Below are 26,768 nucleotides of genomic sequence, written 5' to 3'. Positions count from 1 at the left end.
ACCCGTCGCCGCCGTTGCATCCGGCCGCGGCACCGCAGATGCTGTTGCGATTCCCGATTCCCGATTCCCGATTCCCGATTCCCGATTCCCGATTCCCAGCCCATGATTTTTCGCGAACCCGTCGACCTCGCCGCCCTCAACGCCACCAGCCGCGACAGCCTGATCGCGCACCTGGGCATCGTGTTCACCGAGGTCGGCGACGACTGGCTGCGCGGCACCATGCCGGTGGACACGCGCACCCGGCAGCCCTATGGCCTGCTGCATGGTGGCGCTTCGGTGGTATTGGCCGAAACCCTGGGCAGCAGCGCCGGCAACCTGTGCGTGGACCTGCGCAGCCAGATCTGCGTGGGGCTGGAAATCAATGCCAATCACCTGCGGGCCGCCACCCAGGGCCTGGTCACCGGTACCGCGCGCGCGGTGCACGTCGGGCGCAGTACCCAGGTCTGGGACATCGTCATCGAGAATCCGGCCGGCAAACGGGTGTGCGTGTCGCGGCTGACCCTGGCGGTGGTGGCGCGCAACGATGGCTGAGCGCGTCCGCCAGGCGCATGGGTGGAACAGCGCCGTTCGCCACCGGCACTGCGCCGCCGCCAAGCTGCTGTCACAATAGCCGTGCCTCCTCCCCCTGCTACCGGTCCCGTTGGTCGAATGAGCGAGTCATCCCTGGACGCCACGCGCGATGCTGGCGGCGTGCTGCGCGCGTGGCGGTACCTGTACCGGGTGCCGTTGCTGCTGCTGCATCTGTGCATCTGCCTGCCGATCACCATGTTGTGCGTGGTGGCGCCGCCGCTGGCGCGCATCCGTACCGGCGCTGAGGACACCCTGGACGAGCGGATGATCCGCTGGTGGCAGGGCAACCTGATGCGCATCTTCGGCTTCCGCCTGCGCCGCGTCGGCACGCCGTTGCCTGGCGCCACCCTGTTCGTGGCCAACCACGTCAGCTGGGTGGATATCTCCATGCTGCACAGCCAGCGCGTGATGGGCTTCGTGGCCAAGCGCGAGATCGCCGGCTGGCCGCTGGTGGGCTGGCTGGCGGCCAAGGGCCAGACCATCTTCCATCAGCGCGGCAACACCGAATCGATGGGCGGGGTATTGCAGGAAATGCTGCAGCGCCTGCGCAGCGGCAAGCCGGTGGGCGTGTTTCCGGAAGGGCGCACCCGCGGCGGCACCGAAGTGGGCCCGTTCCATGCGCGCATCTTCCAGGCCGCGGTGGAAGCCGGCGTGCCGGTACAGCCGGTGGCGCTGCGCTACGGTGTGCGCGGCAATGCGCAGGCGGTGGTGGCCTTTGGCGAGCGCGAGAGTTTCTTTGCCAATATCGTGCGCCTGCTCGGTGAGCCGTCGCGGCTGGCGGAGGTGCATTTCCTGGAGCCGATCGGGGCATTGGACATCGAAGGGCGGCGTCGCCTGGCCGATACCTCGCGGCACCGCATCATCGCCGCGATGGAGTCCTGAGCCGGCAATGCAGGTGCGCATCGCCGCCATCGTCAAGCTGCCACCAGCAGGCCAGGCGTGCGCATGAACGCCTCCGACTACCAGCCGCCGCGCTGGCTGCGTAATCCGCATGTGCAATCGGTGCTGGGCAGCAGCGCCTTGCGCCGGTTGCGCAGCCGGCAGCTGCTGGCCGCCAGTGGCGCGGTCACCAGCGAACACATCCTCGATGGCGGCGACGGCGTGCGCCTGCAGGGCTGGCTGAGCGTGCCACCCGGCGATGCGCCGGTGCGCGGCACCGTGTTGTTGCTGCACGGGTGGGAAGGCAGCGCCGATTCGAACTACATGCGGCTGACCGCTGCGCGCCTGCTTGGCCTGGGCTACCAGGTGTTCCGGCTGAATTTCCGCGACCACGGCGGTACCCATCATCTCAACGTGGACCTGTTCCACTCCGACCGCATCGACGAGGTAGTCAACGCCGCAGGCGATCTGTGGCAGCGCTTTCCGTCGGCGCAGCTGCTGGCGGCCGGATATTCGCTGGGCGGCAATTTCGCGCTGCGGCTGGCCTTGCGTGCGCCGGCCGCCGGGTTGCCGCTGGCCGGCGTGGCGGCGGTGTGCCCGCTGTTGGACCCGGCCGCCACCATGACCCAGCTGGAAAAGGGCCCGCAGTTCTACGACTGGTATTTCCGCCGTAAATGGCGCGATTCGCTGCTGCGCAAGCGCGCCCTGTTTCCCGACCAGCATGGCTACGACGACGCCACCCTGGCCCTGGACATGCGCGGCTTGATGGCCTGGCTGGCGGTGCAGCACACCGGCCATGGCTCGCTGGAAGCATATTTCGAGAGTTACTCGATCGCCGGCGAGCGGCTGGCGGGGTTGCAGGTGCCTGCAGCCATCCTGATGGCCCAGGACGACCCGGTGATTCCGTTCGAAGACTTCGCCGCCTGGCGCCTGCCGGCGCAGGCGCAGCTGGAGATCGCGCGCTGGGGCGGCCATTGCGGTTTTCTGGAAAACGCCCGTGGCGACGGCTTTGCCGAACGCTGGGTGGCCGAGCGGCTGGCTGCCACCCGGTAGGTCGGCGCCCCGCCGCGCATCGCTACAATAGCGGTTTGTCCGGGACACACCGCCGCCATGCAAGACGCCATTCTTCAAGCCCTGCGCCGCAATGCGGCCGACGATGCGGTGGCACTGGCCCGCGAATGGGTGACGGCCGCGCCGGACGCCGCACCGCCGCACCGCTGGCTCGGGCTGGCCCTGCAGCAGCAAGGTCAGCCGGCGCTGGCGCTGGCCAGCATCGACACCGCGCTGACGCTGGCCCCGGAAGACGCCGACCTGCACCTGCTGCGTGCCGGCCTGCTGCTGGCCGCGCGTGATCTGGCCGCGGCCGATGCCGCGCTGTCGCGCAGCACCGCGCTGGACCCCAATCAGTTCGATGCCTACGTGATGCAGGCGCATCTGGCCGTGGCGCGTGGCGATCTGGACGAGGCCGAGCGGCTGAGCCGCACCGCCGCGCGTCTGGCGCCGGAGCACCCGCAGTTGCTGGCGATCGATGGCGTGGTGGAGATGCGTCGCGGCCAGAGCGACCGCGCGCTGGCGCTGCTCACCCGCGCCGCCGAGCAATTGCCCGACGATGCGCGGGTGATGTTCGCACTGGGCTTTGCCTACCTGCAGAAGGAGCATTTCGCCTTCGCCGAGCGTGCGTTCGAACGCGTGGCGGAACTCAACCCACCCGGCACCGCGCTGCGCGCCTTCATTGCCCAACTGGCCCAGCAGCAGGGGCGCCTGGACGATGCGCTGACCGCGATGCAGGGCGTGCTGGCCCAGCCCGGCGGCGACATCCCGGCCATGCGCAGGCTCGCCGGCGAGATGGAATTGCAGGCTGGTCGCCCCGACCAGGCCGCCGCGCACCTGCGCCTGGCGCTGGCGCACTGGCCGGCTGATCGCCGCACCCTGCATGCGCTGCTCACCGCCTGGGAGCGGCTGGGCGCGGTGGACGATGCGCGCGACACCCTGGACGCGGCGCTGGCCACTTCGGCCAATGCGCATGACCTGTGGCTGGCCCGACTGGCGGTGGAGCCGGTCGGCGGGCCGCAGGCGCAAGGCGTGATCGAGCGCTGGCTGCTGGCCATGCCCGAGCACCTGCCGGCGCTGGAAGCGCTGATGCGCGTGCACGACCTGCAGGGCCATGCCGATGCAGCGGAAATGGTGGCGCGCCAGATCGTGGCGGTGGAACCGGGCCGCATCAGCGGCGAGCAGCGCATCGTCGAAGCCCTGCTGGCGCGGGACCCGCCGGCGGCGATCGCCTGCGTGCAATCGCTGATCGACTCCCTGCCGGCGCCGCAGCAGACCGTGTTGCGGCCCTGGCTGGGCAACGTGCAGGACCGCGCCGGGCAACCCGACGCGGCGCTGGCCACCTGGATGCAGTTCCAGCGCGAACAGGCCCCGCACCGGCTGCCGTTGCCGCCGTTGGCCGCCAGCCAGCCGATGCAGTGGCCGGCGCTGGGGACCATTCCCGACACCGTCACCGCGCGCCCGTTGTTCGTCTGGGGCGTGCCCGGCTCGCATGTCGAACGGCTGATCGCGGTGATGGACGCCGCCACCCCGCTGGTACGCGGCGATCGCTACGGCACCACCCCGCCGTCGGACGCATTGCAGAGCTACCGCACCGTCGCGCAACTGGCTTCCGGCGAGCTCGCGCCGATGGCGCTGGTGGAGGGCTGGAAGGCGCAGTTGCCGCGCCGCGCCATCGATGACGGCAATGTCATCGACTGGCTGCTGTGGTGGGACAACAGCCTGCTGGGTGCGTTGCGCCGGCATCTGCCCGAGGGGCGCCTGGCGATCGCGCTGCGCGACCCGCGCGACATGCTGCTGGACTGGCTCTCAGCCGGGGCCCCGGCACCGCTGGCGCTGGAATCGCCGCAGCAGGCCACCGACTGGCTGCTGGCCGCGCTGGAGCAAGTGGCGGTGCTGCACGAACGCGACCTGTACCCGCACCGCATCCTTCGCCTGGATGGCATCGAGAACGACCCGCAGGGCATTTCCGACGCATTGCAGCAGGCGTTCGGGCTGAGCTTCCCGTTGATCGAACCACGCGGGCCGGCGCGGCTGGCAGCGGGCCGCTGGCGCGACTATCGCGGCGTGCTGGGCGATCAGTTCGATCAGCTTACGCTGATTGCGGTGCGCTTCGGCTACCCACAGGACTGACAACCCTGGAGCGGCCCCGGCCCTAACCGCGCATTTCCGTGTAGGAGCGGCCCAGGCCGCGATGGGGCACCACCGATATCGGTAACGCCCTCGCGGCCTGGGCCGCTCCTACAGCTGCATGTGGCTCCGCGTTTGCACTTGGTGCCGCACACTCCAAACCTCCGACCAACCCTGTAGGAGCGGCCCCGGCCGCGATGGGGCCCCACCGATATCGGTAACGCCCTCGCGGCCCGGGCCGCTCCTACGGGTGCGGGTACGCCGACGCACGCCGCTGCTTCCGCTGCTTCCGCTGCTTCCGCTGCTGCGCAGATCCAGGCACTCTGGGCGGCCCTGGATCCACGGAGACTCCGCATGCGTCTGACCAGCACCAGCATCGAAAACGGCAAGCCGATTGCGGTGGAATTCGCCGCCGGCACCCCGGACGGCTTCGCGCCCAACCGCAATCCGCACCTGGCCTGGCGCGATGCGCCCGCCGGCACGCGCGCGTTCGCGCTGCTGTGCCTGGACCCGGATGTGCCGACGGTGCCGGAGACGGTAGGGCGTCAGGATCTGCAGATCCCGGTTGAGCAGCCACGCACCGATTTCGTGCATTGGGCCATGGCCGATATCCCCGCCACCGTGCACGAGATTGCGCAAGGCAGTTGCAGCGACGGGTTCGTGGCCAAAGGCAAGCACCAACCAGCCCGTCCCGCAGGCGCGCGCCAGGGCCTGAATTCCTACACGCACTGGTTCGCCGGCAATCCCGACATGGCGGGCGACTACCTGGGCTACGACGGCCCATACCCACCGTTCAACGACCTGCGCCTGCACCGCTATTTCTTTCGCGTGTTCGCGCTGGATGTGGCGCAGCTGCCGCTGCCGACCCCGTTCAGCGCTGCCGACCTGCTGTCGGCGATGCAAGGCCACGTACTGGCCGAGGCCGCGCTGTATGGCACCTACACGCTGAATCCGGCGCTGCGCTGAGACCCGGCGCCAGCGCCTGCGCAGCTGCCCTGATCCGCAGCGTCGCTGCGGTCACGGCAGGGCCGCGTGACCGCCTCAGGCCACGGCCGGCAACCACAGCAGCAAGGCTGCGCCGAGCACGATGCGGTACACCGCAAACACGGTGAAGCGGTGCTGCTTGATGTAGCCCAGCAGCCACTTCACCACCATGAAGCCGGTGATGGTGGCGGCCACGAACGCCACCGCCACATCGGTCCAGTTCTCGCTGCCGACGCCGCCGTCCTTGTACATCTCCAGCAGCGCGTAGCCGCTGGCCGCGAACATGGTCGGGATGCCCACCATGAACACGAAATCCGCCGCCGCCGAGCGCCTGCTCAGGCCCAGCAGCATCGCCAGGAAGATTGCCGACGCCGAGCGCGAGGTGCCGGGAAACACGCCGGCCACCACCTGTGCCAGGCCCACGGCAATGGCCACCTTCCAGGTCACCACGTCGCGCTCGGGCAGCTTGCCGGCGAAATGCTCGGCCACCAGCATCCACACACCGCCGATCAGCAGTGCCCAGGCCACCGGATGGATGGATTCCGGCAGCTGCCAGCCGGCCTTGCGCACGATCAAGCCCACCACTGCGGTGACCAGGAAGGCCACGCCGATCTTGAGCACGTAGTCGCGTTTGGCGCGCTCGCCCAGGCCGGTGGCCAGGGTCCACAGCTTCTGCCGCAGCGCCAGGCAGATGGCCAGGATGGCGCCGGCCTGGATGACAATGTTGAAGAAATCCGAGCGGCGTCCGAGCCATTGTTCGGCGATCAGCAGGTGGCCGGTGCTGGAGATCGGCAGGAATTCGGTAAGGCCTTCGAGAATGCCCAGCAACAGGGCGGAAATGAGGTCGGACATCGGGCGGGAGAGGAGTGCGGGGGAGGGCAAAGGATAGTGCATTGCCGCATGCACCATATCGGTGCAAGATGGAGTCGATTTGCACCACGGTGGTGTTTTCGCAGCTGCAGCGGTCTCGACCGAGGTCAGTAAAATCAACGACTTGTGAAGCGCGGTAGCTTGGCATGGTCCCTGCTGTAGTACCGCCCACGAGCCACTTCACTCCAATCCGAGGTTTCTTCCGATGTCCGTGGAAAATGTTGAAAAGCTGATCAAGGACAACAAGGTCGAGTTCGTCGACCTGCGCTTCGTCGATATGCGTGGCGTGCAGCAGCACGTGACCTTTCCGGCCAACATCATCGAGCCGGCGTTGTTCGAAGAAGGCAAGATGTTCGATGGCAGCTCGATCGCGGGTTGGAAGGGCATCAACGAGTCGGACATGGTGCTGCTGCCGGACGCCGGCACCGCCTACCTGGATCCGTTCTTCGCCGATCCGACCGTGGTGCTGACCTGCGACATCCTCGACCCGGCCACCATGCAGAGCTACGTGCGCGACCCGCGCGGGATTGCAAAACGCGCCGAGGCCTACCTGAAGTCCTCCGGCATCGCCGACCAGGCGTTCTTCGGTCCGGAGCCGGAATTCTTCATCTTCGATTCGGTGCGCTTTGCCAACGACATGGGCCACACCTTCTTCCAGGTGGGTTCTGAAGAAGCGGCCTGGAACACCGGCGCCAAGTACGACGGCGGCAACAGTGGCTACCGCCCGGGCGTGAAGGGCGGCTACTTCCCGGTCCCGCCGACCGACACCCTGCACGACCTGCGCGCGGAAATGATCAAGACCCTGGAGCAGGTCGGCATCGAGACCGAGGTGCACCACCACGAGGTGGCCACCGCCGGCCAGTGCGAGATCGGCACCAAGTTCTCCTCGCTGGTGCAGAAGGCCGACGAGCTGCTGACGATGAAGTACATCATCAAGAACGTTGCCTACCGCAACGGCAAGACCGCCACCTTCATGCCCAAGCCGATCGTCGGCGACAACGGTAGCGGCATGCACGTGCACCAGTCGCTGACCAAGGGCGGCACCAACCTGTTCTCCGGCGACGGCTACGGCGGCCTGTCGCAGCTGGCGCTGTGGTACATCGGCGGCATCTTCAAGCACGCCCGTGCCATCAACGCGTTCGCCAACTCCGGTACCAACAGCTACAAGCGCCTGGTGCCGGGCTTCGAAGCACCGGTGATGCTGGCCTATTCGGCGCGTAACCGCTCGGCTTCGTGCCGCATTCCGTGGGTCACCAATCCGAAGGCACGCCGCATCGAAATGCGCTTCCCCGATCCGTTGCAGTCCGGCTACCTGACTTTCACCGCGCTGATGATGGCCGGCCTGGACGGCATCAAGAACCAGATTGATCCGGGCGCACCCAGCGACAAGGACCTGTACGACCTGCCGCCGGAAGAAGAGAAGCTGATCCCGCAGGTCTGCTCCAGCCTGGACCAGGCACTGGAAGCGCTGGACCAGGACCGCGAGTTCCTCAAGGCCGGCGGCGTGATGAGCGACGACTTCATCGACGGCTATATCGCGCTGAAGATGCAGGAAGTCACCAAGTTCCGCGCGGCAACGCATCCGCTGGAATACCAGCTGTACTACGGCAACTGAGTTCCACCGCGGCGATGGTGCAGGCCCTCCCTCCCACCTGCACCATCGCCGCCCATTTCGACAACGCCACGGCGCTGCCGTGGCGTTGAGGGGTAAGCGAAAGCACACCGTTCGCGGCGCGCGGGCCTGACCTCTCCCACGCGGTGGATGCAGTGCATCGACCGAGGTCTGCGCGCTCTGCGAACGATTGGATGCCGGGGTTGGCATCCAGGTGAATGACACCGCCGGGCGGCGCAATGCCGGCCGGTTCCTTCCACCTTTCGGGGTATGCGCATGAAATTGATCACCGCCATCATCCGGCCGTTCAAGCTCGACGAGGTCCGCGAGGCCCTGTCCGCCGCTGGCGTGTCGGGTATCACCGTCACCGAGGTCAAGGGCTTCGGGCGCCAGAAGGGCCACACCGAGCTGTATCGCGGCGCCGAATACGTCGTGGACTTCCTGCCCAAGATCAAGATCGAAACCGTGGTGACCGACGACCGCCTGGACGCGGTGGTCGAGGCGATCCAGAACGCCGCCGGCACCGGCAAGATCGGCGACGGCAAGATCTTCGTCACCGCGATCGAGCAGGTGGTGCGCATCCGTACCGGCGAAATCGGCGCCGATGCGCTCTGAGTCCAACCCCCCCGGAGTCCGTATGAAGACAGCTCTTGTTGCCGGGTGGAAGGCCCGGTTCTACAGCGTGTGCATACTGATGCTGGTCAGCGCGCTGCTGGCGGGCGGCATGGGCAGCGCACACGCGCAGTCCGGTGCACAGATCACGCCGTTGCCCACCGAACCGGTCACCAGCGAACCGTTGCCGTCCGCGCAACCGCCCGCCGCACCGGTGGCCGCCGCCGAGGCCGCACCGGTGGTCAACAAGGGGGATGTCGCCTGGATGCTGACCTCCACGCTGTTGGTGCTGTTGATGGTGGTGCCGGGTCTGGCGTTGTTCTACGGCGGCATGGTGCGCGCCAAGAACGTGCTGTCGGTGTTGATCCAGGTCGCCACGGTGTTCTCGCTGTTGACCATCCTGTGGGTGGTGTACGGCTACAGCCTGGCGTTTTCCGGCGAAGGCGCGTGGATCGGCAATCTGGACAAGGCGCTGCTCAAGGGGGTCAGCATCGACACCTTGTCGGCCACCTTCACCAAGGGCGTGAGCCTGCCGGAATACGTGTTCGTTGCCTTCCAGGCCACCTTTGCCGGCATCACCGGCGCGCTGATCGTTGGCGCCTTCGCCGAACGCGCCAAGTTCGCTGCGGTGCTGCTGTTCTCGGTGATCTGGTTCACCTTCGGCTATCTGCCGCTGGCGCACATGGTCTGGGCTACCGGCGGTTATCTGTTCGGGCTGGGCGCGCTGGATTTTGCCGGCGGCACGGTGGTGCACATCAATGCCGGCATCGCCGGCCTGGTGGGTGCCTACTTCGTCGGCAAGCGGGCAGGGCTGGGGCGTGAGGCGATCAAGCCGCACAACGTGACCCTGACCTTCGTCGGCGCCTCGCTGTTGTGGGTGGGCTGGTTCGGCTTCAATGCCGGCTCCAACCTGGAAGCCAATGCCGGCGCGGCGCTGGCTTTCCTCAATACGCTGCTGGCCACGGCGGCGGCCATCCTGGGCTGGTCGTTGACCGAGAAGATCATCAAGGGCAAGTCCTCCGCCCTGGGCGTGGCCTCGGGCATGGTGGCCGGCCTGGTCGGCATCACTCCGGCCTGCGGCACCGTCGGTCCGTTCGGTGCGATCTTCATTGGTTTGGCGGCCGGCGTGCTGTGCGTCTGGGGCGTCACCGGCCTGAAGCGCCTGCTCGGTGCCGACGACAGCCTGGACGTGTTCGGCGTGCATGGCCTGGGCGGCATCATCGGGGCGATCCTGACCGGCGTGTTCTCGGCGGCCTCGCTGGGCGGCCAGAAGGGTGGCGACTACGACATCGTGCACCAGGTCGGTATCCAGGCCCTGGGCGTGGGCATCACCGTGGTGTGGATCGGCGTGGTGTCGGTGGTGGGCTTCCTGGTCGCCAGGCTGGTGTTCGGCCTGCGCGTGACCGAAGACGCCGAGCGCGAGGGCCTGGACATCACCTCGCACGGCGAAGCGGCGTACGAGTCCTGAGCATGACCGCCCGTGGCGCCACCGCCGCGGGCAGCGCAACCCGCCGACCGGCGCGGCCTGCGCCGGGTCGGCGTCTCCCTCGCCGGCTGGCGCGGGTCAACTGCCGAGGTGACTGCATGACCAGCCCCACGTCTGTCTCGGTCGGCGCGCAGATGCGCACGCGCGGTGCCGGCCGTCGCCGCCGGATATCATCGTTTTCCATGCCGGCCAGATCCAGTGCGCCCTGCGCGCGGCCGGCAAGCGATTGCACTAAATTGGTGCAATGGCGATGACCACCTCCACTCCCTCGCTCGACAGCCTGGGCACCCCGGTGGCCTGGGCTGATCGCGAGGGCCGCGTACTGGGCGTCAACCCGGCGTTCGCGCGCTGGCTCGGGGTCAGTGCCCGGCGGCTGGTCGATCAACCGCTGGCCGCCCTGGAAGTGCAGGGCGATGCGCTGGCGCGCTTCCTGCTCAACGACGAGCGCGACGTACTGCGCCTGCACCGGCTGGCGTTGGGCCTGCCCAACGACGCCCCGCGCTTTGCCGAAGGCTGGCTGTCGCGGCTGGACGACGGCGGCTGGTTGCTGGAGACCCATCCGGTCGATGAATTCCCTGCGCTCGATCCCACCCACGCCTTGCCCAATGCCCTGAGCGCTGCGCTCAAGGGCCTGGCGCACGAGCTGCGCAATCCGCTGGCCGGCCTGAAGGGCGCCGCCCAGCTGCTGGCGCGCCGCTCGGGCGGGCGCGACGAGGACGAGCGCGAGCTGATCGAGTTGATCGGCACCGAGATCGAGCGCCTCAACACCTTGCTCGAACGTCTGCTGTCGCCCTCGCCCTTGCGCCCGCACCAGGGCCTCAACATCCACGTCGTACTGGAACGGGTGCTGCGCCTGGCCGAGGCCGAGGGCGGATGGTCGGTGCAGGTGCAGCGCGACTACGACCCCAGCATTCCCGACATCCTCGGCGATGTGGACCGCCTGACACAGGCGGTGTGGAACCTGGTGCGCAACGCCTTCCAGGCCGGCGCCACCCGGGTGACGCTGCGTACCCGCGTCGAACACGGCCAGCGCATCCGCGACCGCGTGCATGCGATGTCGCTGCGGCTGGAGATCATCGACGACGGCGGCGGCGTGCCCGAAGAGCTGGCCGAGCACCTGTTCCTGCCGCTGGTCAGCGGCCGTGCTGAAGGCAGCGGGCTGGGCCTGGCGCTGGCCCAGCAGGTCTCGCGCGAACACCACGGCACGCTGACCTACCGCTCGCGTCCGGGCCATACCGTTTTCACCCTGTTGCTGCCCGAGCTGGCCGGCGATCACGACAAGGAGCATCTGCATGGCTGAGGCCGCCGCCGCATCCCACCACATCTGGGTGGTCGACGACGACCGTTCGGTCCGCTTCGTGCTGTCCACGGCATTGCGCGATGCCGGCTACGCCGTCGATGGCTTCGACAGCGCTGCCGCTGCGCTGCAGGCGCTGGCGATGCGTCCTACCCCGGACCTGCTGTTCACCGATGTGCGCATGCCCGGCGAAGACGGCCTGACCCTGCTGGACAAGCTCAAGTCCAAGCACCCGCAGCTGCCGGTGATCGTGATGTCGGCGTATACCGATGTCGCCAGCACCGCCGGCGCCTTCCGCGGCGGCGCGCATGAATTCCTGTCCAAACCATTCGACCTGGACGATGCGGTGGCACTGGCGGCGCGGGCGCTGCCCGACGCCGACGCCGACGTGCAGCCGGGCATCGCCACGGTGGTGGTCGAAGGCTCGGCATCGCTGATCGGCGACACCCCGGCGATGCAGGCCCTGTTCCGCGCCATCGGCCGGTTGGCGCTGGCGCCGTTGTCGGTACTCATCAACGGCGAGACCGGCACCGGCAAGGAACTGGTGGCCCGCGCGCTGCACAACGAATCGCCACGCGCACGCAAGCCGTTCGTCGCGCTCAATACCGCCGCCATTCCCGCCGAGCTGCTGGAAAGCGAATTGTTCGGCCACGAAACCGGCGCCTTCACCGGTGCCACCAAGCGCCATATCGGCCGCTTCGAACAGGCCGACGGCGGCACCTTGTTCCTGGACGAAATCGGCGACATGCCGTTGCCGTTGCAGACCCGTCTGCTGCGTGTATTGGCAGAGAACGAATTCTTTCGCGTGGGCGGGCGCGAGTTGATCCGCGTGGACGTGCGCGTGATCGCCGCCACCCATCAGGATCTGGAAGCGCTGGTCGAACAGGGCCGCTTTCGTGCCGACCTGCTGCACCGCCTGGACGTGGTGCGCCTGCAACTGCCGCCGTTGCGCGAACGCCGCGGCGATATCGCGCAGCTGGCCGAGAACTTCCTGGCCATGGCCGGGCGCAAGCTCGACATGCTGCCCAAGCGGCTGTCGGCGGCCGCACTGGAAGCACTGCGCCGCTACGACTGGCCCGGCAATGTGCGCGAACTGGAAAACGTCTGCTGGCGGTTGGCCGCGTTGGCCACTGCCGACATCATCGATGTGCTGGACGTGGATGCCGCACTCACGCGTGGCGGCCGCCGTGCGGCACGCGGCGAAGGCCAGTGGGACGAGTTGCTCTCCAGCTGGGCCGCACAGCGCCTGGGTGAAGGTGCGCAAGGCCTGCACGCCGAAGCCCGCGAACGCCTGGACAAGACCCTGCTCGAAGCCGCCCTGCAACTCACCCAGGGCCGCCGCGCCGAAGCCGCCGCCCGCCTGGGCCTTGGCCGCAATACGGTCACCCGCAAACTCGGGCCAGGGCGCAAACGCCGCTGATGTGCCCGTACGCGGAGTCGAGCCCCTCTCCCGCCTGCAGGAGAGGGGGTAGGTTGCTTTCGCGCATATTCCGGCCCGCGACACCTCCCCCGTAAACTCGTGGGCTGCCCGTGGGCGCATTTCATGACCCGTGAACACGCGCCCGCATATGTTCCCAATCAGATCAGGAGAACAGCTCGATGCGTTACCGCTCGTCCACGCTCGTTGCCGCTACCGCGCTGGCGCTGGCTGCCTGCAGCAGCACGCCACCACCGCCGAAGGCACCGCCACCGCCGGCAGCGCGGGTAGTGCCCGCGCGCCCGGTGCAGCAGGCCGACGCCGCGCTGGCTTCGGCATCGGGCAGTCTGGTCAGCGGCCGGGTGGTGCTGGTGCCTGCGTTGCAGGGCATCCGCATCACCGGCACCGTCGGTGGGCTACGTGCCGGCGCGGTGGCCGGCTTTCATGTGCATGAGCGCGGTGATTGCAGCGCGGCCGATGCCAGCAGTGCCGGTGTGCATTTCAATCCCGCCGGGGCGCCGCACGGGCGGGCCGGCAACGGCGCGCATCACCTGGGCGACATGGACAACCTGCGTGCCGATGCCGAGGGCGTCGCGCATCTGGACATGATCGTGTCGGGCATCAGCCTGGGCGACGGCGCGCCCAACGACGTGGTCGGCAAGGCGCTCATCGTGCATGCCGATGCCGACGATGACCGCAGCCAGCCCAGCGGCAATGCCGGTGCACGGCTGGCGTGCGGCGTCATTCGCGTCACTCAGTGGCGTACCCCCCCTTCGCAGCCCTGAGTCGGGGCATCCATGGCCGCGTTTGCGGTCTCTACAGGAGCTTTCCATGCGCATTCTTCCCACTACGTTGTTTCTGGCCACTGCTCTGGCATTGACCGCCTGCAAGCGCGAAGCACCGGCACCGGCCGATCCCGCGCCCGCGCCGCAGGCCGGTACGCCGGCCGAAGCGGCGCATGGTGGCGAGCATGCCGCCTCCATGGTCACCGAAGCGGCGGCCACCACCACGGCCACCGCCGAGCTCAAGCCGACCAAGGGCAATGAGGTCAAAGGCACGGTGACCTTCAAGACCGTGGACGGCGCGCTGCGCGTTACCGGTCAGCTCAGCGGGCTCAAGCCCAACAGCGAACACGGCTTCCATATCCACGAAAAAGGCGACTGCAGCGCGCCGGACGGCAGCAGTGCCGGCGGCCACTTCAACCCTGCCCAGTCCGATCACGGCAATGTCAGCGCCGACCCGCATCATGCCGGCGACATGCCCAACATCACCGCCGATGCGCAGGGCAACGCCAGCATCGACGCCCCGGTGTCGAACAACGTCAATCTCGGCAAGGCCGACCAGTTCGATATCGCAGGGCACGCCGTGATCGTGCATGCCGATCCGGATGACTACAAAACCCAGCCCACCGGCAATGCCGGCGGCCGTCTGGCCTGCGGCGTGATTACCACCGACAACGCACAGGCAGCCACCAGGTAAACGCATGGCTTGCGTTGCGTCGCGGTCCATACTGCCGCGCATTTCGGTCGCCATCACCGCGATCGTGGAATTCGCACCCGGTGCTGTATTGCGTCCACCACTGATAGGATGGGCAGGGGCAATTGAAAATAGAGCGCTAGTCGCTGCGGATCATGGACTTTCCCGCATAGAATGCCTGTGCAGCATCCTTACAGATCTCCTCATAAAACGCATCGGCGTCCTCGGTGGTGTAGCCGGCGCCGACGAAGGATCCGCGTGCGATCTCATGCAGCGAATGCCGGATGCTGCTGGCATCGTCGTATACGGCATTAAGACAGGCAACCACGGTCCCGACATCCTGTTGCGAAAGGCGCGGCTCGCCGCTCATCAAGCGTGCGTGGTTAATGCACGCAACGGCATTTGCACTGGTGAACGAGTCGCCCAAGCCGGAGCAGTCTTCAAAGCCGGTACCGTCCGCTCTGAGTTTGAAGTGCGCAATTGGCAGGCCTTCCATGTTCTTCTGTTTTGTCATCTCCATGAAATCCGCAAGCGCCTCGGGTTGATCCCGCAGGCGCCTGGACTGAATCTTCGTTTCCAGTTTCTGCAATAACGGCCCGGCGATGCTGGTGTTTCTTTTCAGGGCACTGATGGACGGATCTTCGAACATCAAGGTCGCATCGATCCTGTCGGTTTGCTTCTGAGACAGCAGCCCGTTGGCGATCAGGGTCTTCATGATGACCTTCTCAGGGTGACCCCAATGCTCGTCGGCAGCATAGACCTGCCGGAAGTTCAGGATTGCCTGGCCGGCGGCGTGCTGTGCTTGCCTGCTGAGCGTATCATTGCCGCCCAATGCGCGTTGAAGCGACTCCATGCATTGTTTGAGAGACCGCGCCTTGGCGCTCTGCGAAGCCTGTATGAAGTGCTGCACGCCGCGGTTGATGAAGGGTTGGGTGATGGAGCGCGAGGTATAACCGCTTGCTCCGGTTTGGGGGTTGGCGACGCCGGCCAGCGAGTATTTGTTTTTCCCGTCGTACAGCGGACTCTTGCTCAGGTCCGGATCTGCCGGGACGTTCGCAGGCGCATACTTGGCGATGCACTCCTGCTTGATCCGCTCGCCCTTGAGACAGGAGAGGTTGGTCAGCAGCGATTCCCGTGCAGTTTCGGTGTCGAACAGATGACCGACATGGACTTTGGTCGCCGCGCGGTAGTCGCTCATGGTGGCGAACTGGTTGGACCCGCAGGTCTTGATCGGTACGAAAGGACGACAATGGGATGCGCGCTCTTCTTCGGTAGCGCTGTGGTATCGCGCGTGATACTTCTCAGCTTTTGCACATGCCTTTTCCAGTCGATCATTGCCGGTAAACCCGGCTTTGCCATCGACCAACGTGGTCGTGGACAAGAAAAAGTTATCTGCAACATAACCGGCACCCGCTATTCCCAGCGCGTATTTGGCGGCCCGAGATGCCCAGTGTTTGCCGCGCCCGCCGTTTTCCTGGCGTGGGCCTTCTTGCGCTGCTTGCCCGGCTTTTCGTGCGGGCAAGCCCCCCAGCAAGCCGGTCGTTTGGTTGGTGCCCAGCGATGTGAGCGACGGCGCAGAGGGGGAGTGCGTTGGCGAGGGGTCGGAGGCAAGAAGTCGTTGAATGGTGGCCAATGGTTGCGCGGGCTTGGTGCGCATGGATGTGTCCTCTCAAGTGTAGGATGGAGACCAGCTGTTCCAATTGAGTCGAGACTCCGCGAAGCATGGCAGCGAAAGACCGTTACTTGCGTAACATGAGTGTCGCTATGTGTGGCTGCGTGGTTGATTTGCACTCACCCATCAGCAGAAAGCGGGTGCCGGTCAGCTTGCGATTTCGTCATGGTTTGGTTTGTTGTCCGCGTCGATGCGGACTGCTGCACCTGCTTCAATGTGCCGGCAGGCAATGTCGATGCTGCACGCAATATTCATAGCAGCAGCCGAATTTTGAGCGTGGCGGCCTGTGGTCTGTTTCCGTCCAATCGCGCAACGACTATGCCTGTTGCCTAAGGGTGCGTCCATTTCGACCGCGAAGACGTGATGTCATAAACGAGCAAGTGCGCTGAGGGGCATCTTGCGCATCCGGTCGAGCGATGCGCTGTGGTATGGCAGAGCCACGCATGTGTGATATCGACCACGGTATGCAGGTAGGGGGATCGAGGATCAGGATGGGGATTGCCCATCTGGAAATCGTTCGACACCCTAAGCTTCGCTGACAAATCACTGTGCGGCCGCCAGGCGGGCGCGGCCAGTGCTCGGAGTTGATAGGTACCGCGCATACACTCCGCTTCCTGCGCGCCGTGTGCACCCACCCTGATGATTGCTCGCTACGGTTTACCAGTCGCACTGAGGCCGGCACGCGTCGAAACGCCGCTCGATGCGATCCAATCACTGCGCAGATGATCGCCAAGGGTGTGCTACTGATGCAACCACTCAACCGTTCGGCCAGGGCTCAGACCTCGTCCCGGTGCGGTCTTAGATGGGCGCGTTGCAGGTCTGCAAATGCACTTCCCCGCAGGCACGGCGTCGGTGGCAATCGCCAGCCCGTCATCCCTGCATCCCTGGCCGGTCCCAGCCACGACGTCGGCCATGCCGGCGCTCCGCTGCATCGGTTGCCCCAGCAACCGTGCATGGGAGGCGCAGGCACGCCTTACATGGTCTACATACAGCCCCGTCGTCTCCACGGTCACCCATGCGGGAGCGTTCGAGTCGGCTGACGAGCTTATGCAGCTAGCGCCTGCCGCGGATCCTGTCCAGGCTCCACATGCACATACAGCACCGGCAGCCCGTGGGCGTCCAGCACCGCGGCCATCTGCCGCTGGCGCGAGAGGAATTGTTCGTAGACACCGCGCAGGCGCTCGCAGTGCGCGCGATCGTGTGCGTAGTAATCGCACCAGCCGGCCGGATCGAACAGTGCAATGCGCACTTCGCTCTCGACATAGCGCAGCAGCGGCTCCGGTGCCTGGTCCAGCCACTCCTCGCTGGTTGGGGCGAGCAGCGCCGCTTCCAGCAGCGGCCACAGCGGCGCCAGGCCCTGGTTGTCGTACTGCATCGAGATCATCGCTGCCAGATCGTGCGCAGTGAGGTAGCGGGCGTGTTCGATCCGCGCGCCAAAGCTCTCCTGCGCCAGCAGCGCGGTATCGGCCTGGGCCATGCCCTGGGCCAGCAGCACCTCTTCCATCGCATCGGCCACGGTGGCCACGCGCTGCGCATCGCCGGTGAGCAGGAACGGCAGCACGCGCAGCCCGCCGCCGGTGAGTTGCGCATCGGCCTGGAACGGCAACGGAATCTCGCCGTGCGCATCGGCGCCGAAGGCCAGCACGCGCGGGCCCTGGTCGCGGCCCGGCGCGCGGGCATGCAGCTCTTCCAAGCGGCGGTGCAGCGGCCAGCCCGGCCGCAGCACTTCGGCCGGGTCGAAATGCGCCATGGCCACGCTGAGTTCGAGTTCCCGGACCTCGGGGATCCATTGCGCCAGGTCGCGGCCGATGCGTTCGGCCAGCATGCCGGCCTGCTCGGGCGCCAATGCGCCGTGCTCGGGCGCGCTTCCACCGGTCAATTCCAGTGCCAATACACCCATGGCGGTCACGCCGTGTTCGGTCTTGCTCATGATTCGCGGTTGGCCCATCACGGGGTCGAAGCTACACTGCAACCATTATGCCTGCCGGCCCTGTGCAGGCCATGTCCCCGAGTCTTCCATGCCAGGTCAGCCGATGCCCGCAGCCCGTCCCGTCGCCATCCTGGGTGGCGTCCGTATCCCGTTCTGTCGCCAGAACACCGCCTATGCGGACGTGGGCAACCTGGGCATGTCGGTGCGCACGCTGGGCGCGCTGGTCGAGCGCTTTGGGCTGCACGGCCAGCAGCTGGGCGAAGTGGCGATGGGCGCGGTCATCAAGCATTCGTCGGACTGGAACCTGGCGCGCGAGGCCGCGTTGTCGTCCGGGCTGTCGCCGCTGACCCCGGGCCTGACCTTGCAGCGTGCCTGCGGCACCAGCCTGGATTCGGTCATCACCATCGCCAACAAGATCGCGTTGGGCCAGATCGATTCGGGCATTGGCGGCGGCTCGGACACCACCTCCGAAGTGCCGATCGTCTATGGCAAGAAGCTGCGCGCACGCCTGATGGCTGCCAATCGTGCCAAGGCCACTGGCGACAAGCTCAGGACGCTGCTGCGCGGTTTCAAGCTGGCCGAACTCAAGCCCGAGTTCCCCGGCGTGGCCGAGCCGCGCACCGGTAAGCGCATGGGCGACCACTGCGAGGACATGGCCAAGCAGTGGAACATCTCGCGCGATTCGCAGGACGAATGGGCGGTGGCCTCGCACCACAAGCTGGCCGCAGCCTATGAGCGCGGTTTCTTCGACGGCTTGATCGCGCCGTTTCGCGGCGTCTCGCGCGACAACATCCTGCGTGCGGACACCTCGTTGGAAAAACTCGCCACGTTGCGCCCGGCGTTCGACAAGACGTCCGGTCGCGGCACCCTGACCGCCGCCAATTCCACCCCGCTCACCGATGGGGCCGCTGCGGTGCTGCTGTCCAGTGAAGCCTGGGCGCTGGCGCATGGCCATACGCCGATGGCCTATCTGCGCGATGCGCAGGTGGCGGCGGTGGATTTCGTGCACGGCGAAGGCCTACTGATGGCACCGACCATCGCGGTGCCGCAGATGCTGGCGCGCCAGGGCATGAGCCTGCAGGACTTCGACATCTACGAAATCCACGAAGCCTTCGCCGCGCAGGTGCTGTGCACGCTGCGCGCCTGGGAGAGCGAGGAGTACTGCCGCACGCGGCTGGGCCTGGACGCGCCGCTGGGCCGCATCGACCCGGACAAGATCAACCCGTTGGGTTCGTCGCTGGCCACCGGCCACCCGTTCGCCGCCACCGGCGCACGCGTGGTGGCCACCGCCGCCAAGCAACTGCAAGAACGCGGCGGCGGCCGCGCGCTGATTTCGATCTGCACCGCCGGTGGCATGGGCGTGGTGGCGATCGTCGAGCGCTGACGCTGCTGCACAGCGTGGGATTGGGGATTGGGCATTCGGGATTCGCAAAGGCGAAACCCGCTCTTGCGAATCCCCAATCCCCAAACCCGAATCCCGAATCCCGAATCCCGAATCTCCAACCTGCAAGGACGCATGGATGTCCAAGGATGCACAGCACGAGCCACCCACCCTCTACCTGACGCCAGTGCGGGGCGATGTGTGGCGCGAGGGCGATGTATTGGTGTGCACGCCGGGCGCCAACCTGCCGCCGCGCTGCGTCAAGTGCAATGCGCCGGCGGACATGCCACCGCGTCGCTACATCTTTCATTGGCACCACCCGGTGATCTACGCCGCGCTGCTGCTGGGCGTGCTGCCTTACCTGATCCTGGCGATCGTCTTGCGCAGGCGCAGCCCGCATGTGCTCACCTTGTGTCGCCTGCACGAGCGTCGTCGCGTGCGCTACGTCGCCGTGACGCTGGCCTCGGTGCTGGCCTTGCTGGTCTGCGGCCTGTCGCTGCACAGCGAGTTCCGCTGGGTGATCGGTAGCGCGGTGATGGCGGCGATGCTGCTGGTGGGCAGGCTGGGATCGCGGGTGTTGTCGCCGCGATTGGTCGATCATCACCAGGCCCGTTATCTCGGCGCCTGCGATGCGTTCCTGGATACGTTGCCACCGCCGCCGCCGGAGGCCTTGCGCGGCGATTGATCCGGCGCTGCGGCAGATTCCCGCGCCTGTGCAGGGCGGCGCAAGGCGTCGAATCCTTCCCTCCGCATGCGTGCGTGCATGCTTGAACCGGGCGCTATCGCAGCGCCAATACGAACGGATGCCTCTGCGTTTCAGTCACCGCCAGCCAGCTCCTGCGCACACCGCGCCGTCGCCGGGCGCGGCGCACGCCAATCAAGGCAGGCGTTCATCCGGCGCCAGCGGATCGGCTGCGGGCAGGGTCCCTACCGCGACTAGCGTCCCATGGTGCGATGGCTGCGGCATGCCCTCAATCACCGGCTCGCCGCGTGCCGCGCGTAGGGCATTGGCGTAGCAATGCTGCGCCGCCAGCAGCTCGCCAGCAGCGGCAAACCCATGTCCCAGTTCTTCCCAGGCCTCGCTACCGGCACCCTGGGCGAGTGCGCGATGCAGGAACTCTTCGGCCTGCGACCACTGCTGCTGGTGGCGCGCCAGGCGGGCCAGCGTCAACAGCAAGCCCGGGCTGTCGGGATACTGGGTCAGCCAACGCTGCGCGCTGGCACGGCGCGAATCATATTTTTCCAGCGGCAGCACTCCGTACAGGCGCACCAGTGCTTCGTCCCATTGCGTATCCAGCGCCTGTTCCAGGCTGTGCACGGCGGCATCGTCCCAGTGCAGCACGGCCGCACGCTGTGCATAGGCGGCCACGATGGCCGGCAGGGTCCGCAGCGTCTTCGGCAAGGCTTCCCAGCGTTCGGCCAGCGCATTGGCGTCGCCGGCCTGCAGCAGGGTCTGTTCGGCCAGCGTGGCCTCCAATGCGCTATACGCCTCCGGCGCCAGTACCGCCTGCTGGCGCAGGGCGCCCAGTTGACCATAGGCTTCGTCGGCGCGCCCGATCTGGGTCAGCGCGTGGGTGCGCAGCAGCAGGCCACGCGCCGGCAGCGGCTGCGCGGCGGCACTGTCCAGCGCATTGATCGCCTCGATTGGATGCTGACGTGCCAGATGGCGTTCGCCCTGCAACAGGGCGTGCGCAGTGGGATCGCGCTCGGCCAACTGTTGGGCCAGCGCATTGGCCGCCGCTTCGTCGCCGCGCGCATCGGCCACCCGCACCGCGCTGGCCAGCGCAATCCCGCTGACGTCCTCGTCCTCGCTGGCGTTGACCAGCAGGCGCTCGGCGCGCTGCCATTGGCCGTGATCGGCGGCGCGCAGGCCTTCGATCAGGCGCGCACGGCCCTGCTTGCGACGATACGTGCCCCAGACGCGGAACGGCAGGCTGACCAAGGTCCACAGCAACCATAGCACCAGCAGCGCGATCACCAGGATCAACACCGCCTGCGGCATGGCGGCGCGGTAATCGTTGCCGCCCACGCTGACCACCACGTTGCCCAGGTCGTAGCTGGTCTGGTGCGACAGCCATTGCGCACCGAGCACGCCCAGCGCCACGGCAACCAGCAGGATCAGAACGGTACGCATCGCTTTCATTGGTTGGATCTCCCTTCACGCATGGCCTGCAGTTGCAGCAGGGTGGTGCCCAGTTCCGGCAGGCGCGGACGCAGTGGCGCTTGTTGCAGCGTGCGCAGGCGTGCGCGCAGCTGGCGGCGTTGCGCCGAATCCGGCCACCGCCGGGTCATCCAGGTATCGACGCGGCGCAACGCCTGCGCAACACCGTCGGCATCGCCGCGCTCGGCGGCGGCGCGTGCCAGGCTGATTTCGATCTGCACCGCATCCTCGGCGGCGTGGCGTTCGCTGCCGGTGAGCACCACCTGGCCGCGGCTGGGGGCGATCTCCACCAGCGGCGCCAGCGCCTTCTGCCACCACGGCCGCGGCGCGTCGCCAACAGCCGCAGAGCGCTCCGGCAGGCGTTGCAGATCGGCGGCCAGCTGGTCCAGTGCATGCCCAACCTGGGCCTGCGGACCGATGCCGAGGCGATCGAGCGCATCGCGCTCCTGCACCAGCGCCTGGCGCAGATTGAGATAGCCTGGGTCGTCGATACCGTTGAGCGCTCCGTTGGCCAATGCGTAGGCGCGGCGTGCGCCATCAGCGTCGCCGGCGATGCCCAGCCGCTGCTGGCCCAGCCGCAGCAGCAGTTCCACTTCATCCAGCCGCAGGGCCTGCGCACCATGGCGGTTGGGATCTGCCAGCTTCTGCACCGTCTCTTCGAGCAGGGCGCTGCGCTGGCTCAAACCCAGCATTTCGTCGCGCAGGACGCGGTTGGTGGCGGCCGCATCCTGCAGGCGCTCGTTGGCCAGGCGTTGATCGCGTCGCAGCGTTTGCAGCAGTTGCTGGGTGCCGTCCCAACGCTGCTGCTGCGCCTGGGTGGCCTGCAGCTGCGCCGCCTGGTAGTCCTGCCATGCGCGCCAGCCGAGCAACAGCGCTGTGCCCACCGCAGCCACCACCAGCGCGAGTAGCAGCCAGGTCCAGGGGACACGTCGCGCAGGAGTGGGCAGTGCGGTCATTCGGACATCCTCGAGCGGTCACGACCGGCGCGGGCAACGCCGTCATCGGCCACAGCATGGCGTGCCCCGGCGGAGGCTCGCAAGCTGTGTCTGGGTCTGCAGTTCAGCAAGGTTGCGACGATGTCACGACGGCGGCAGCAGCAGCGGCCAATTGCATCGGCAGTGGACCGGCAGCGCGCGTTGTGTGCTGGAAGCCTGCTGCTCGCGCCGCTGCCAGAATGCGCTCGCTGGAGGCCACCACTGGCCGCTGACGCCATGCTGTGACCACCGTGCCCGGCAACTGCGGCAGGACCAATGCCAGCGCCTCGGCACTGCTCAGGGCCAGGACGCTGCGCGGCAGTGCCTCCATCAACGCTGGTGCCGCCGAGCGGCGCAGCGGCACGGCGATGCGGCGATAGACATCGGCGCGCAGGAGGCGGGCGCCGCGTTGTTCCAGTGCCGGTGCGAGCATGCCGCGCCCGCCTGGCGCGGTGACCAGCCCCACCGCCAGCAGCGGCGGCTGGAACAGTGGCAATGCCAGCAGGCCTTCGCTGTCCATGCGTTGCGGGCGCACCACGCGATCGACTCCGCAGGCATGCAATGCGCGCGCGGTGCCTTCGCCGACGCTGACCCAGTGCGCTTGTGGCGGCCGCCGCAGCGGCACCAGCCGATGCGCGGCGCGTACCGCCGCCGGGCTGGTGAACAGCGCGATCGGCGCCTGGAGTGCCAGCTGCAACGCGGCGCGGGCCTGGTCGCTGTCGTCGGTCTGCAGCCGCCACGGCGACAGCGCAAGTAGGCGCCCATCGTGCCGTGCGGCGGCTCGTCGCAGCGCTGCATGCTCGCCGCTGGGTCGCAGTGAGATCAGGGTCCAAGCGTCGGTGGTAAGGGGCCGGGTCATACCGCGATTATGCGAGAGCGGCACCGTTGCAGGCGCATCGGCCATGCCGGTGCCGGCGCAGGTTCAGCACTGAATGCCAATGAATGCCGATCCCGCGCGCCGCCGCCATCCCGTCCTCGTTCACCATGCGGTACCGCATGTCACACGCCAGCACAACACGCTTGGCGGACATTGCGGCATGATGCCGCCCTTCGCCGCTTTCCCAGCTCTTGTCGATGACCTCTTCTTGCACGCTTGCCTCCGCCCTGCAGTCGCTGCAGCAGCAGTTCATCGCCATGCCGCCGGTGCTGTCGATGGGCATCGCCGTCGATGGATTGCACGATGGCGCGCTGCGCCTGCGTGCGCCGTTGCAGGCCAACGTCAACGACAAGGCCAATGCGTTCGGGGGCAGCCTGGCCTCGCTGATGACGCTGGCCGGCTGGGGCTGGCTGACCCTGCAACTGCAACTGGCCGGGCACGCCGCCGACGTCTATGTGGCCGATAGCCAGCTGCGTTACGTGGCGCCGGTCTACGAAGAGCTGGTGGCCGACGCGGCGCCCTCCGAACCGGGTGGCTGGGAGACGTTCCTGGCCACCTTCCGCCAGCGCGGCAAGGCGCGGATCGGCATGCGTGCGCAGATCGCGCTGGGATCGGGCACCGCTGCGGCGACCCTGAGCGGACGTTTCGTGGCGTTCCCGAAGCGGTAGGATGCGGATTGGGTCGGGGAGAATGCGGATGCGTGCAGTCATTGGAGCGATGGTCCTGCTGGGCCTGGTGATGCTGAGCGGGCCGGCCACTGCCGGCAGCCGGGCGCAGGCGCGCGCACTGGAAACCACGCGGGCTGCCTATACGGCGGCGGTGCGCTGGAGCGATTTCGATGCAGCCCAGGGCTTTGTCGAACCGTCCTACGCGCAGGCGCATCCGCTCAGCGACCTGGAACGCTCGCGCTATGAGCAGATCCAGATCTCCGGTTATCGCGAGCTGCGCGCAGGCGAAGACCCCGGCGGCGACCTGCGCCGTGAAGTGGAATTGCGCGTCATCAACCGCAATACCCAATCCGAGCGGCTGGTGCGCAGCATCGAGATCTGGCGTTGGGATGCCGAACGCAAGCGCTGGTGGCTGGCCAACGGCCTGCCGGATCTGTGGAAGGGCCAGTAGCCGGCCGTGGCGCCCGCTGGCCGTCGCGCGCGCCAGCTGTGCGACAATTCCCGCCCGCTCGCCTGACCCTGATCCCGTGAATTTCGAAGAGCTGCAGGCCTTTGTCGGCCGCAACCCCATGCTGTCGCTGGCCCTGGTGGGTCTAACCATCGCCCTGATCGTGACCGAGGTCGCGCGCCTGTTTCGCGGCTATCGCGCACTCAAGCCGGCCGAGCTGACCCGGCTCATCAACAGCGAAAACGCTTTGGTGATCGATCTGTCGCCTGCGGTCGATTTCGAAAAAGGCCATATCGCCGGTAGCCGCAACGTGGCGCTGGCCAAGTTCGACCCAGCCGGCAAGCTGCTGGCCAACGCCAAGGCGTCGCCGGTAGTGGTCGTGTGCCGCAGCGGCAACGCCTCTGCAGGCGCTGCCAAGACGCTGAAAAAGGCCGGCTTCGAACAGGTGTACTGGCTCGATGGCGGCGTGGCTGCCTGGCAGATGGCCGAGTTGCCCTTGATCAAGGGCCGTTGATCGGCCTTGTGCGGCGTCCCCAAGCCCCCATTGCTTGCGTGAGATACTCGCGTTTTCACCTCTGCATCACTCAACGTTGCACCCACCGAACCGTTTTCTGGAGTTAGGAATGTCCGACGAAACCCTCAACGGCGCCGCTGCGCCGGCCGATACCGCTGCTGGCCCCGCCTTCACCATCGAAAAGATTTACGTCAAGGACGTTTCTTTCGAGTCGCCCAACGCCCCGGCCGTGTTCAACGATGCCAACCAGCCCGAGCTGCAGCTGAACCTCAATCAGAAGGTGCAGCGCCTCAACGACAACGCCTTTGAAGTCGTGCTGGCCGTGACCCTGACCTGCACCGCCGGCGGCAAGACCGCGTATGTGGCCGAAGTGCAGCAGGCCGGTGTGTTCGGCCTGGTCGGCCTGGAGCCGCAGGCGATCGACGTGCTGCTCGGCACCCAGTGCCCGAACATCCTGTTCCCGTACGTGCGCACCCTGGTCAGCGACCTGATCCAGGCCGGCGGCTTCCCGCCGTTCTACCTGCAGCCGATCAACTTCGAAGCCCTGTACGCAGAAACCCTGCGCCAGCGCTCGCAGGGCGAAGGCACCTCGCTGGCCGATTCCGAGCCGGCCGGCAACGCCTGAACCGCGGTTGCGCCGATGAGCGATTCGACCCACAAGATCGCCGTTCTCGGCGCCGGTTCCTGGGGCACGGCCTTGGCCGCGCTCCTGGCAAGGCACGGTCACTCGACCGTGCTGTGGGGGCGTGATGCGGCGATGGTGGATGCCATCGACCGCCGCCACGAGAACGCGCGCTATCTGCCCGGCATCGCGTTGCCGGACACGCTGCGCGCCACCACCGATCTGCAGTCGGCCATTGCCGATGCGAGCTGGATCCTGGTGGTAGTGCCCTCGCATGCGTTTACCGAAACCATCCGGCTGATCGCTCCGTTGCGTCCGGCCAACGCTGGCGTGGCATGGGCGACTAAGGGCTTTGAACCGGGTTCCGGACGCTTCCTGCATGAAGTGGCGCGCGACCTGCTCGGCCCGGCCGTTCCACTGGCCGTGGTCACCGGGCCGTCTTTTGCCAAAGAGGTCACCCTGGGCTTGCCGACCGCCATCACCGTGCATGGCGACGATGCGGCGTTTGCGCAGGTCGTGGCCGATGCGATGCATGGCCCCACCTTCCGCGCCTATACCGGCGACGACATGGTGGGTGCCGAGCTGGGTGGCGCGATGAAGAACGTGCTGGCCGTGGCCACCGGCGTGGCCGATGGCATGCAGCTGGGCCTCAACGCGCGCGCCGGTCTGATTACCCGTGGCCTGAACGAAATGCTGCGCCTGGCCGCGGTGATCGGTGCGCGCCCGGAAACCCTGATGGGGCTGGCCGGGCTGGGCGATCTGGTGCTGACCTGCACCGGCGATCTGTCGCGCAACCGGCGACTGGGCCTGGCGTTGGGACGGGGACAGAGCCTGAACGATGCGATCCGCGAGATCGGCCAGGTGGTGGAGTCGGTGCAGACCGCCGATGAAGTCATGCGCCAGGCCGAACAGCACGGTATCGAACTGCCGATCTCCAACGCCGTGCGCGCCGTCCTGCATGGGGAAATCACCCCCGAGGCCGGGTTGAAGGGCCTGCTGGCGCGTGAGCGCAAGCCCGAGTATCCGCAGACCCTGTTCACCTGAGTCCAGCGCATTGTCCCCCGGTCCGGCGGATCGAGATCGGACCCAGGCAAGCGCCCGGCATTGCCGGTCGTCCGTCTGCCGGTCGTCCTTTGCA

General features: G+C 67.2%; 26 protein-coding genes and 1 other RNA gene. 20 read left to right on the top strand and 7 right to left on the bottom strand.

What is annotated here, in order from left to right:
- The first annotated feature begins 102 nt into the window (after positions 1–102).
- The 5 genes from ACCQ13_RS19700 to ACCQ13_RS19680 all read left to right on the top strand — a co-directional run bounded on the left by ACCQ13_RS19700 (position 103) and on the right by ACCQ13_RS19680 (position 5,595).
- Complete coding sequence (locus tag ACCQ13_RS19700) at positions 103–531, top strand: hotdog fold thioesterase (protein WP_104601962.1); 429 nt, start codon at positions 103–105, stop codon at positions 529–531.
- A gap of 21 nt (positions 532–552) precedes the next feature.
- Positions 553–1,452: a lysophospholipid acyltransferase family protein gene (locus tag ACCQ13_RS19695; RefSeq protein WP_208800420.1), complete on the top strand. Its 900-nt coding sequence runs from the start codon at positions 553–555 to the stop codon at positions 1,450–1,452.
- A 63-nt stretch (positions 1,453–1,515) separates the two neighbouring features.
- Positions 1,516–2,502: a YheT family hydrolase gene (locus ACCQ13_RS19690; RefSeq protein WP_104601960.1), complete on the top strand. Its 987-nt coding sequence runs from the start codon at positions 1,516–1,518 to the stop codon at positions 2,500–2,502.
- Positions 2,503–2,559: 57 nt separating this feature from the next.
- Positions 2,560–4,632 carry a tetratricopeptide repeat protein gene (locus ACCQ13_RS19685; protein ID WP_159407825.1) on the top strand — a complete coding sequence of 691 codons (2,073 nt, stop codon included), beginning with the start codon at positions 2,560–2,562 and terminating at the stop codon, positions 4,630–4,632.
- 351 nt (positions 4,633–4,983) lie between these two features.
- Positions 4,984–5,595, top strand: coding sequence for a YbhB/YbcL family Raf kinase inhibitor-like protein (locus tag ACCQ13_RS19680; RefSeq protein WP_104601958.1), 612 nt, complete (start codon positions 4,984–4,986; stop codon positions 5,593–5,595).
- 75 nt (positions 5,596–5,670) lie between these two features.
- On the opposite strand, the gene ACCQ13_RS19675 is transcribed toward ACCQ13_RS19680, so the two are convergent.
- A complete protein-coding gene (locus ACCQ13_RS19675) occupies positions 5,671–6,465 on the bottom strand; it encodes an undecaprenyl-diphosphate phosphatase (protein ID WP_159407824.1) in 795 nt (264 codons plus the stop codon).
- A gap of 223 nt (positions 6,466–6,688) precedes the next feature.
- Here ACCQ13_RS19675 and glnA point away from each other — a divergent pair, with 223 nt between their 5' ends.
- From glnA to ACCQ13_RS19640, 7 genes are all read left to right on the top strand, one after another.
- A complete protein-coding gene (gene glnA / locus ACCQ13_RS19670) occupies positions 6,689–8,098 on the top strand; it encodes a type I glutamate--ammonia ligase (protein WP_064507962.1) in 1,410 nt (469 codons plus the stop codon).
- Positions 8,099–8,371: 273 nt separating this feature from the next.
- Positions 8,372–8,710: a P-II family nitrogen regulator gene (locus ACCQ13_RS19665; protein WP_002808480.1), complete on the top strand. Its 339-nt coding sequence runs from the start codon at positions 8,372–8,374 to the stop codon at positions 8,708–8,710.
- Between the two features lie 22 nt (positions 8,711–8,732).
- The gene (locus tag ACCQ13_RS19660) at positions 8,733–10,175 is read left to right on the top strand and encodes an ammonium transporter (protein WP_167526981.1); all 1,443 of its coding nucleotides are present in this window, start codon (positions 8,733–8,735) and stop codon (positions 10,173–10,175) included.
- A 268-nt stretch (positions 10,176–10,443) separates the two neighbouring features.
- Complete coding sequence (locus tag ACCQ13_RS19655) at positions 10,444–11,493, top strand: two-component system sensor histidine kinase NtrB (RefSeq protein WP_104602020.1); 1,050 nt, start codon at positions 10,444–10,446, stop codon at positions 11,491–11,493.
- Positions 11,486–12,910, top strand: coding sequence for a nitrogen regulation protein NR(I) (ntrC, locus tag ACCQ13_RS19650; protein ID WP_159407823.1), 1,425 nt, complete (start codon positions 11,486–11,488; stop codon positions 12,908–12,910). Before ACCQ13_RS19655 ends, ntrC begins: the two co-directional genes overlap by 8 nt.
- 179 nt (positions 12,911–13,089) lie before the next feature.
- Positions 13,090–13,692 carry a superoxide dismutase family protein gene (locus tag ACCQ13_RS19645; RefSeq protein ID WP_167526979.1) on the top strand — a complete coding sequence of 201 codons (603 nt, stop codon included), beginning with the start codon at positions 13,090–13,092 and terminating at the stop codon, positions 13,690–13,692.
- A gap of 46 nt (positions 13,693–13,738) precedes the next feature.
- Complete coding sequence (locus ACCQ13_RS19640; protein ID WP_104601954.1) at positions 13,739–14,386, top strand: superoxide dismutase family protein; 648 nt, start codon at positions 13,739–13,741, stop codon at positions 14,384–14,386.
- A 136-nt stretch (positions 14,387–14,522) separates the two neighbouring features.
- On the opposite strand, the gene xopAG is transcribed toward ACCQ13_RS19640, so the two are convergent.
- A complete protein-coding gene (gene xopAG / locus ACCQ13_RS19635; RefSeq protein ID WP_274392018.1) occupies positions 14,523–16,040 on the bottom strand; it encodes a XopAG/AvrGf1 family type III secretion system effector in 1,518 nt (505 codons plus the stop codon).
- Between the two features lie 604 nt (positions 16,041–16,644).
- On the opposite strand from xopAG, the gene ACCQ13_RS19630 reads away from it, so the two are divergent.
- A non-coding RNA gene (locus ACCQ13_RS19630) (sX9 sRNA) lies at positions 16,645–16,721 on the top strand.
- Positions 16,722–17,100: 379 nt separating this feature from the next.
- Here ACCQ13_RS19630 and ACCQ13_RS19625 read toward each other — a convergent pair.
- A complete protein-coding gene (locus tag ACCQ13_RS19625) occupies positions 17,101–17,985 on the bottom strand; it encodes a hypothetical protein (RefSeq protein WP_167526978.1) in 885 nt (294 codons plus the stop codon).
- 88 nt (positions 17,986–18,073) lie between these two features.
- Here ACCQ13_RS19625 and ACCQ13_RS19620 point away from each other — a divergent pair, with 88 nt between their 5' ends.
- Both ACCQ13_RS19620 and ACCQ13_RS19615 read left to right on the top strand, forming a co-directional pair.
- A complete protein-coding gene (locus tag ACCQ13_RS19620; RefSeq protein WP_159407822.1) occupies positions 18,074–19,369 on the top strand; it encodes an acetyl-CoA C-acetyltransferase in 1,296 nt (431 codons plus the stop codon).
- A 136-nt stretch (positions 19,370–19,505) separates the two neighbouring features.
- Entirely contained in the window at positions 19,506–20,051 is a 546-nt protein-coding gene (locus ACCQ13_RS19615) for a hypothetical protein (RefSeq protein WP_167526977.1), read from the top strand.
- 192 nt (positions 20,052–20,243) lie between these two features.
- Here the strand turns inward: ACCQ13_RS19615 and ACCQ13_RS19610 are convergent, their stop codons facing one another.
- From ACCQ13_RS19610 to ACCQ13_RS19595, 4 genes are all read right to left on the bottom strand, one after another.
- Entirely contained in the window at positions 20,244–21,509 is a 1,266-nt protein-coding gene (locus ACCQ13_RS19610) for a heme biosynthesis protein HemY (RefSeq protein WP_104601951.1), read from the bottom strand.
- On the bottom strand, positions 21,506–22,483 hold the full coding sequence (locus tag ACCQ13_RS19605) for a uroporphyrinogen-III C-methyltransferase (RefSeq protein WP_159407821.1): 978 nt from the start codon (positions 22,481–22,483) through the stop codon (positions 21,506–21,508). The genes ACCQ13_RS19610 and ACCQ13_RS19605 overlap by 4 nt, the downstream gene beginning before the upstream one ends.
- Before the next feature lie 103 nt (positions 22,484–22,586).
- Entirely contained in the window at positions 22,587–23,360 is a 774-nt protein-coding gene (locus tag ACCQ13_RS19600; protein WP_159407820.1) for a uroporphyrinogen-III synthase, read from the bottom strand.
- Between the two features lie 7 nt (positions 23,361–23,367).
- Positions 23,368–23,592 carry a hypothetical protein gene (locus ACCQ13_RS19595; RefSeq protein ID WP_159407819.1) on the bottom strand — a complete coding sequence of 75 codons (225 nt, stop codon included), beginning with the start codon at positions 23,590–23,592 and terminating at the stop codon, positions 23,368–23,370.
- On the opposite strand from ACCQ13_RS19595, the gene ACCQ13_RS19590 reads away from it, so the two are divergent.
- From ACCQ13_RS19590 to ACCQ13_RS19570, 5 genes are all read left to right on the top strand, one after another.
- Positions 23,576–24,046 carry a YiiD C-terminal domain-containing protein gene (locus ACCQ13_RS19590; RefSeq protein WP_159407818.1) on the top strand — a complete coding sequence of 157 codons (471 nt, stop codon included), beginning with the start codon at positions 23,576–23,578 and terminating at the stop codon, positions 24,044–24,046. The two genes, ACCQ13_RS19595 and ACCQ13_RS19590, sit on opposite strands and share 17 nt — an antisense overlap.
- Positions 24,047–24,074: 28 nt before the next feature.
- The gene (locus ACCQ13_RS19585; protein ID WP_159407817.1) at positions 24,075–24,497 is read left to right on the top strand and encodes a hypothetical protein; all 423 of its coding nucleotides are present in this window, start codon (positions 24,075–24,077) and stop codon (positions 24,495–24,497) included.
- Positions 24,498–24,573: 76 nt separating this feature from the next.
- Positions 24,574–25,008, top strand: a complete 435-nt coding sequence (locus ACCQ13_RS19580) for a rhodanese-like domain-containing protein (RefSeq protein ID WP_104601947.1) — start codon at positions 24,574–24,576, stop codon at positions 25,006–25,008.
- Between the two features lie 109 nt (positions 25,009–25,117).
- On the top strand, positions 25,118–25,633 hold the full coding sequence (gene secB / locus ACCQ13_RS19575; protein ID WP_104601946.1) for a protein-export chaperone SecB: 516 nt from the start codon (positions 25,118–25,120) through the stop codon (positions 25,631–25,633).
- 15 nt (positions 25,634–25,648) lie between these two features.
- Complete coding sequence (locus ACCQ13_RS19570; RefSeq protein WP_159407816.1) at positions 25,649–26,674, top strand: NAD(P)H-dependent glycerol-3-phosphate dehydrogenase; 1,026 nt, start codon at positions 25,649–25,651, stop codon at positions 26,672–26,674.
- Positions 26,675–26,768 lie beyond the last annotated feature (94 nt).

The sequence above is a fragment of the Xanthomonas sp. NCPPB 1638 genome, assembly GCF_041475635.2.
Classification (GTDB): Bacteria; Pseudomonadota; Gammaproteobacteria; order Xanthomonadales; family Xanthomonadaceae; genus Xanthomonas; species Xanthomonas cucurbitae.
This window is presented reverse-complemented; position numbering and strand designations above follow the sequence as displayed.

Excerpts from the sequence above, each read along its gene's own strand:
- ACCQ13_RS19700 (WP_104601962.1), top strand. The coding sequence starts at position 103 with ATGATTTTTCGCGAACCCGTCGACCTCGCCGCCCTCAACGCCACCAGC.
- ACCQ13_RS19690 (WP_104601960.1), top strand. The coding sequence starts at position 1,516 with ATGAACGCCTCCGACTACCAGCCGCCGCGCTGGCTGCGTAATCCGCAT.
- ACCQ13_RS19685 (WP_159407825.1), top strand. The coding sequence starts at position 2,560 with ATGCAAGACGCCATTCTTCAAGCCCTGCGCCGCAATGCGGCCGACGAT.
- ACCQ13_RS19680 (WP_104601958.1), top strand. The coding sequence starts at position 4,984 with ATGCGTCTGACCAGCACCAGCATCGAAAACGGCAAGCCGATTGCGGTG.
- ACCQ13_RS19675 (WP_159407824.1), bottom strand. The coding sequence starts at position 6,465 with ATGTCCGACCTCATTTCCGCCCTGTTGCTGGGCATTCTCGAAGGCCTT.
- glnA (WP_064507962.1), top strand. The coding sequence starts at position 6,689 with ATGTCCGTGGAAAATGTTGAAAAGCTGATCAAGGACAACAAGGTCGAG.
- ACCQ13_RS19665 (WP_002808480.1), top strand. The coding sequence starts at position 8,372 with ATGAAATTGATCACCGCCATCATCCGGCCGTTCAAGCTCGACGAGGTC.
- ACCQ13_RS19660 (WP_167526981.1), top strand. The coding sequence starts at position 8,733 with ATGAAGACAGCTCTTGTTGCCGGGTGGAAGGCCCGGTTCTACAGCGTG.
- ACCQ13_RS19655 (WP_104602020.1), top strand. The coding sequence starts at position 10,444 with ATGACCACCTCCACTCCCTCGCTCGACAGCCTGGGCACCCCGGTGGCC.
- ntrC (WP_159407823.1), top strand. The coding sequence starts at position 11,486 with ATGGCTGAGGCCGCCGCCGCATCCCACCACATCTGGGTGGTCGACGAC.
- ACCQ13_RS19645 (WP_167526979.1), top strand. The coding sequence starts at position 13,090 with ATGCGTTACCGCTCGTCCACGCTCGTTGCCGCTACCGCGCTGGCGCTG.
- ACCQ13_RS19640 (WP_104601954.1), top strand. The coding sequence starts at position 13,739 with ATGCGCATTCTTCCCACTACGTTGTTTCTGGCCACTGCTCTGGCATTG.
- xopAG (WP_274392018.1), bottom strand. The coding sequence starts at position 16,040 with ATGCGCACCAAGCCCGCGCAACCATTGGCCACCATTCAACGACTTCTT.
- ACCQ13_RS19625 (WP_167526978.1), bottom strand. The coding sequence starts at position 17,985 with ATGAGCAAGACCGAACACGGCGTGACCGCCATGGGTGTATTGGCACTG.
- ACCQ13_RS19620 (WP_159407822.1), top strand. The coding sequence starts at position 18,074 with ATGCCAGGTCAGCCGATGCCCGCAGCCCGTCCCGTCGCCATCCTGGGT.
- ACCQ13_RS19615 (WP_167526977.1), top strand. The coding sequence starts at position 19,506 with ATGTCCAAGGATGCACAGCACGAGCCACCCACCCTCTACCTGACGCCA.
- ACCQ13_RS19610 (WP_104601951.1), bottom strand. The coding sequence starts at position 21,509 with ATGAAAGCGATGCGTACCGTTCTGATCCTGCTGGTTGCCGTGGCGCTG.
- ACCQ13_RS19605 (WP_159407821.1), bottom strand. The coding sequence starts at position 22,483 with ATGACCGCACTGCCCACTCCTGCGCGACGTGTCCCCTGGACCTGGCTG.
- ACCQ13_RS19600 (WP_159407820.1), bottom strand. The coding sequence starts at position 23,360 with ATGACCCGGCCCCTTACCACCGACGCTTGGACCCTGATCTCACTGCGA.
- ACCQ13_RS19590 (WP_159407818.1), top strand. The coding sequence starts at position 23,576 with ATGACCTCTTCTTGCACGCTTGCCTCCGCCCTGCAGTCGCTGCAGCAG.
- ACCQ13_RS19585 (WP_159407817.1), top strand. The coding sequence starts at position 24,075 with ATGCGTGCAGTCATTGGAGCGATGGTCCTGCTGGGCCTGGTGATGCTG.
- secB (WP_104601946.1), top strand. The coding sequence starts at position 25,118 with ATGTCCGACGAAACCCTCAACGGCGCCGCTGCGCCGGCCGATACCGCT.
- ACCQ13_RS19570 (WP_159407816.1), top strand. The coding sequence starts at position 25,649 with ATGAGCGATTCGACCCACAAGATCGCCGTTCTCGGCGCCGGTTCCTGG.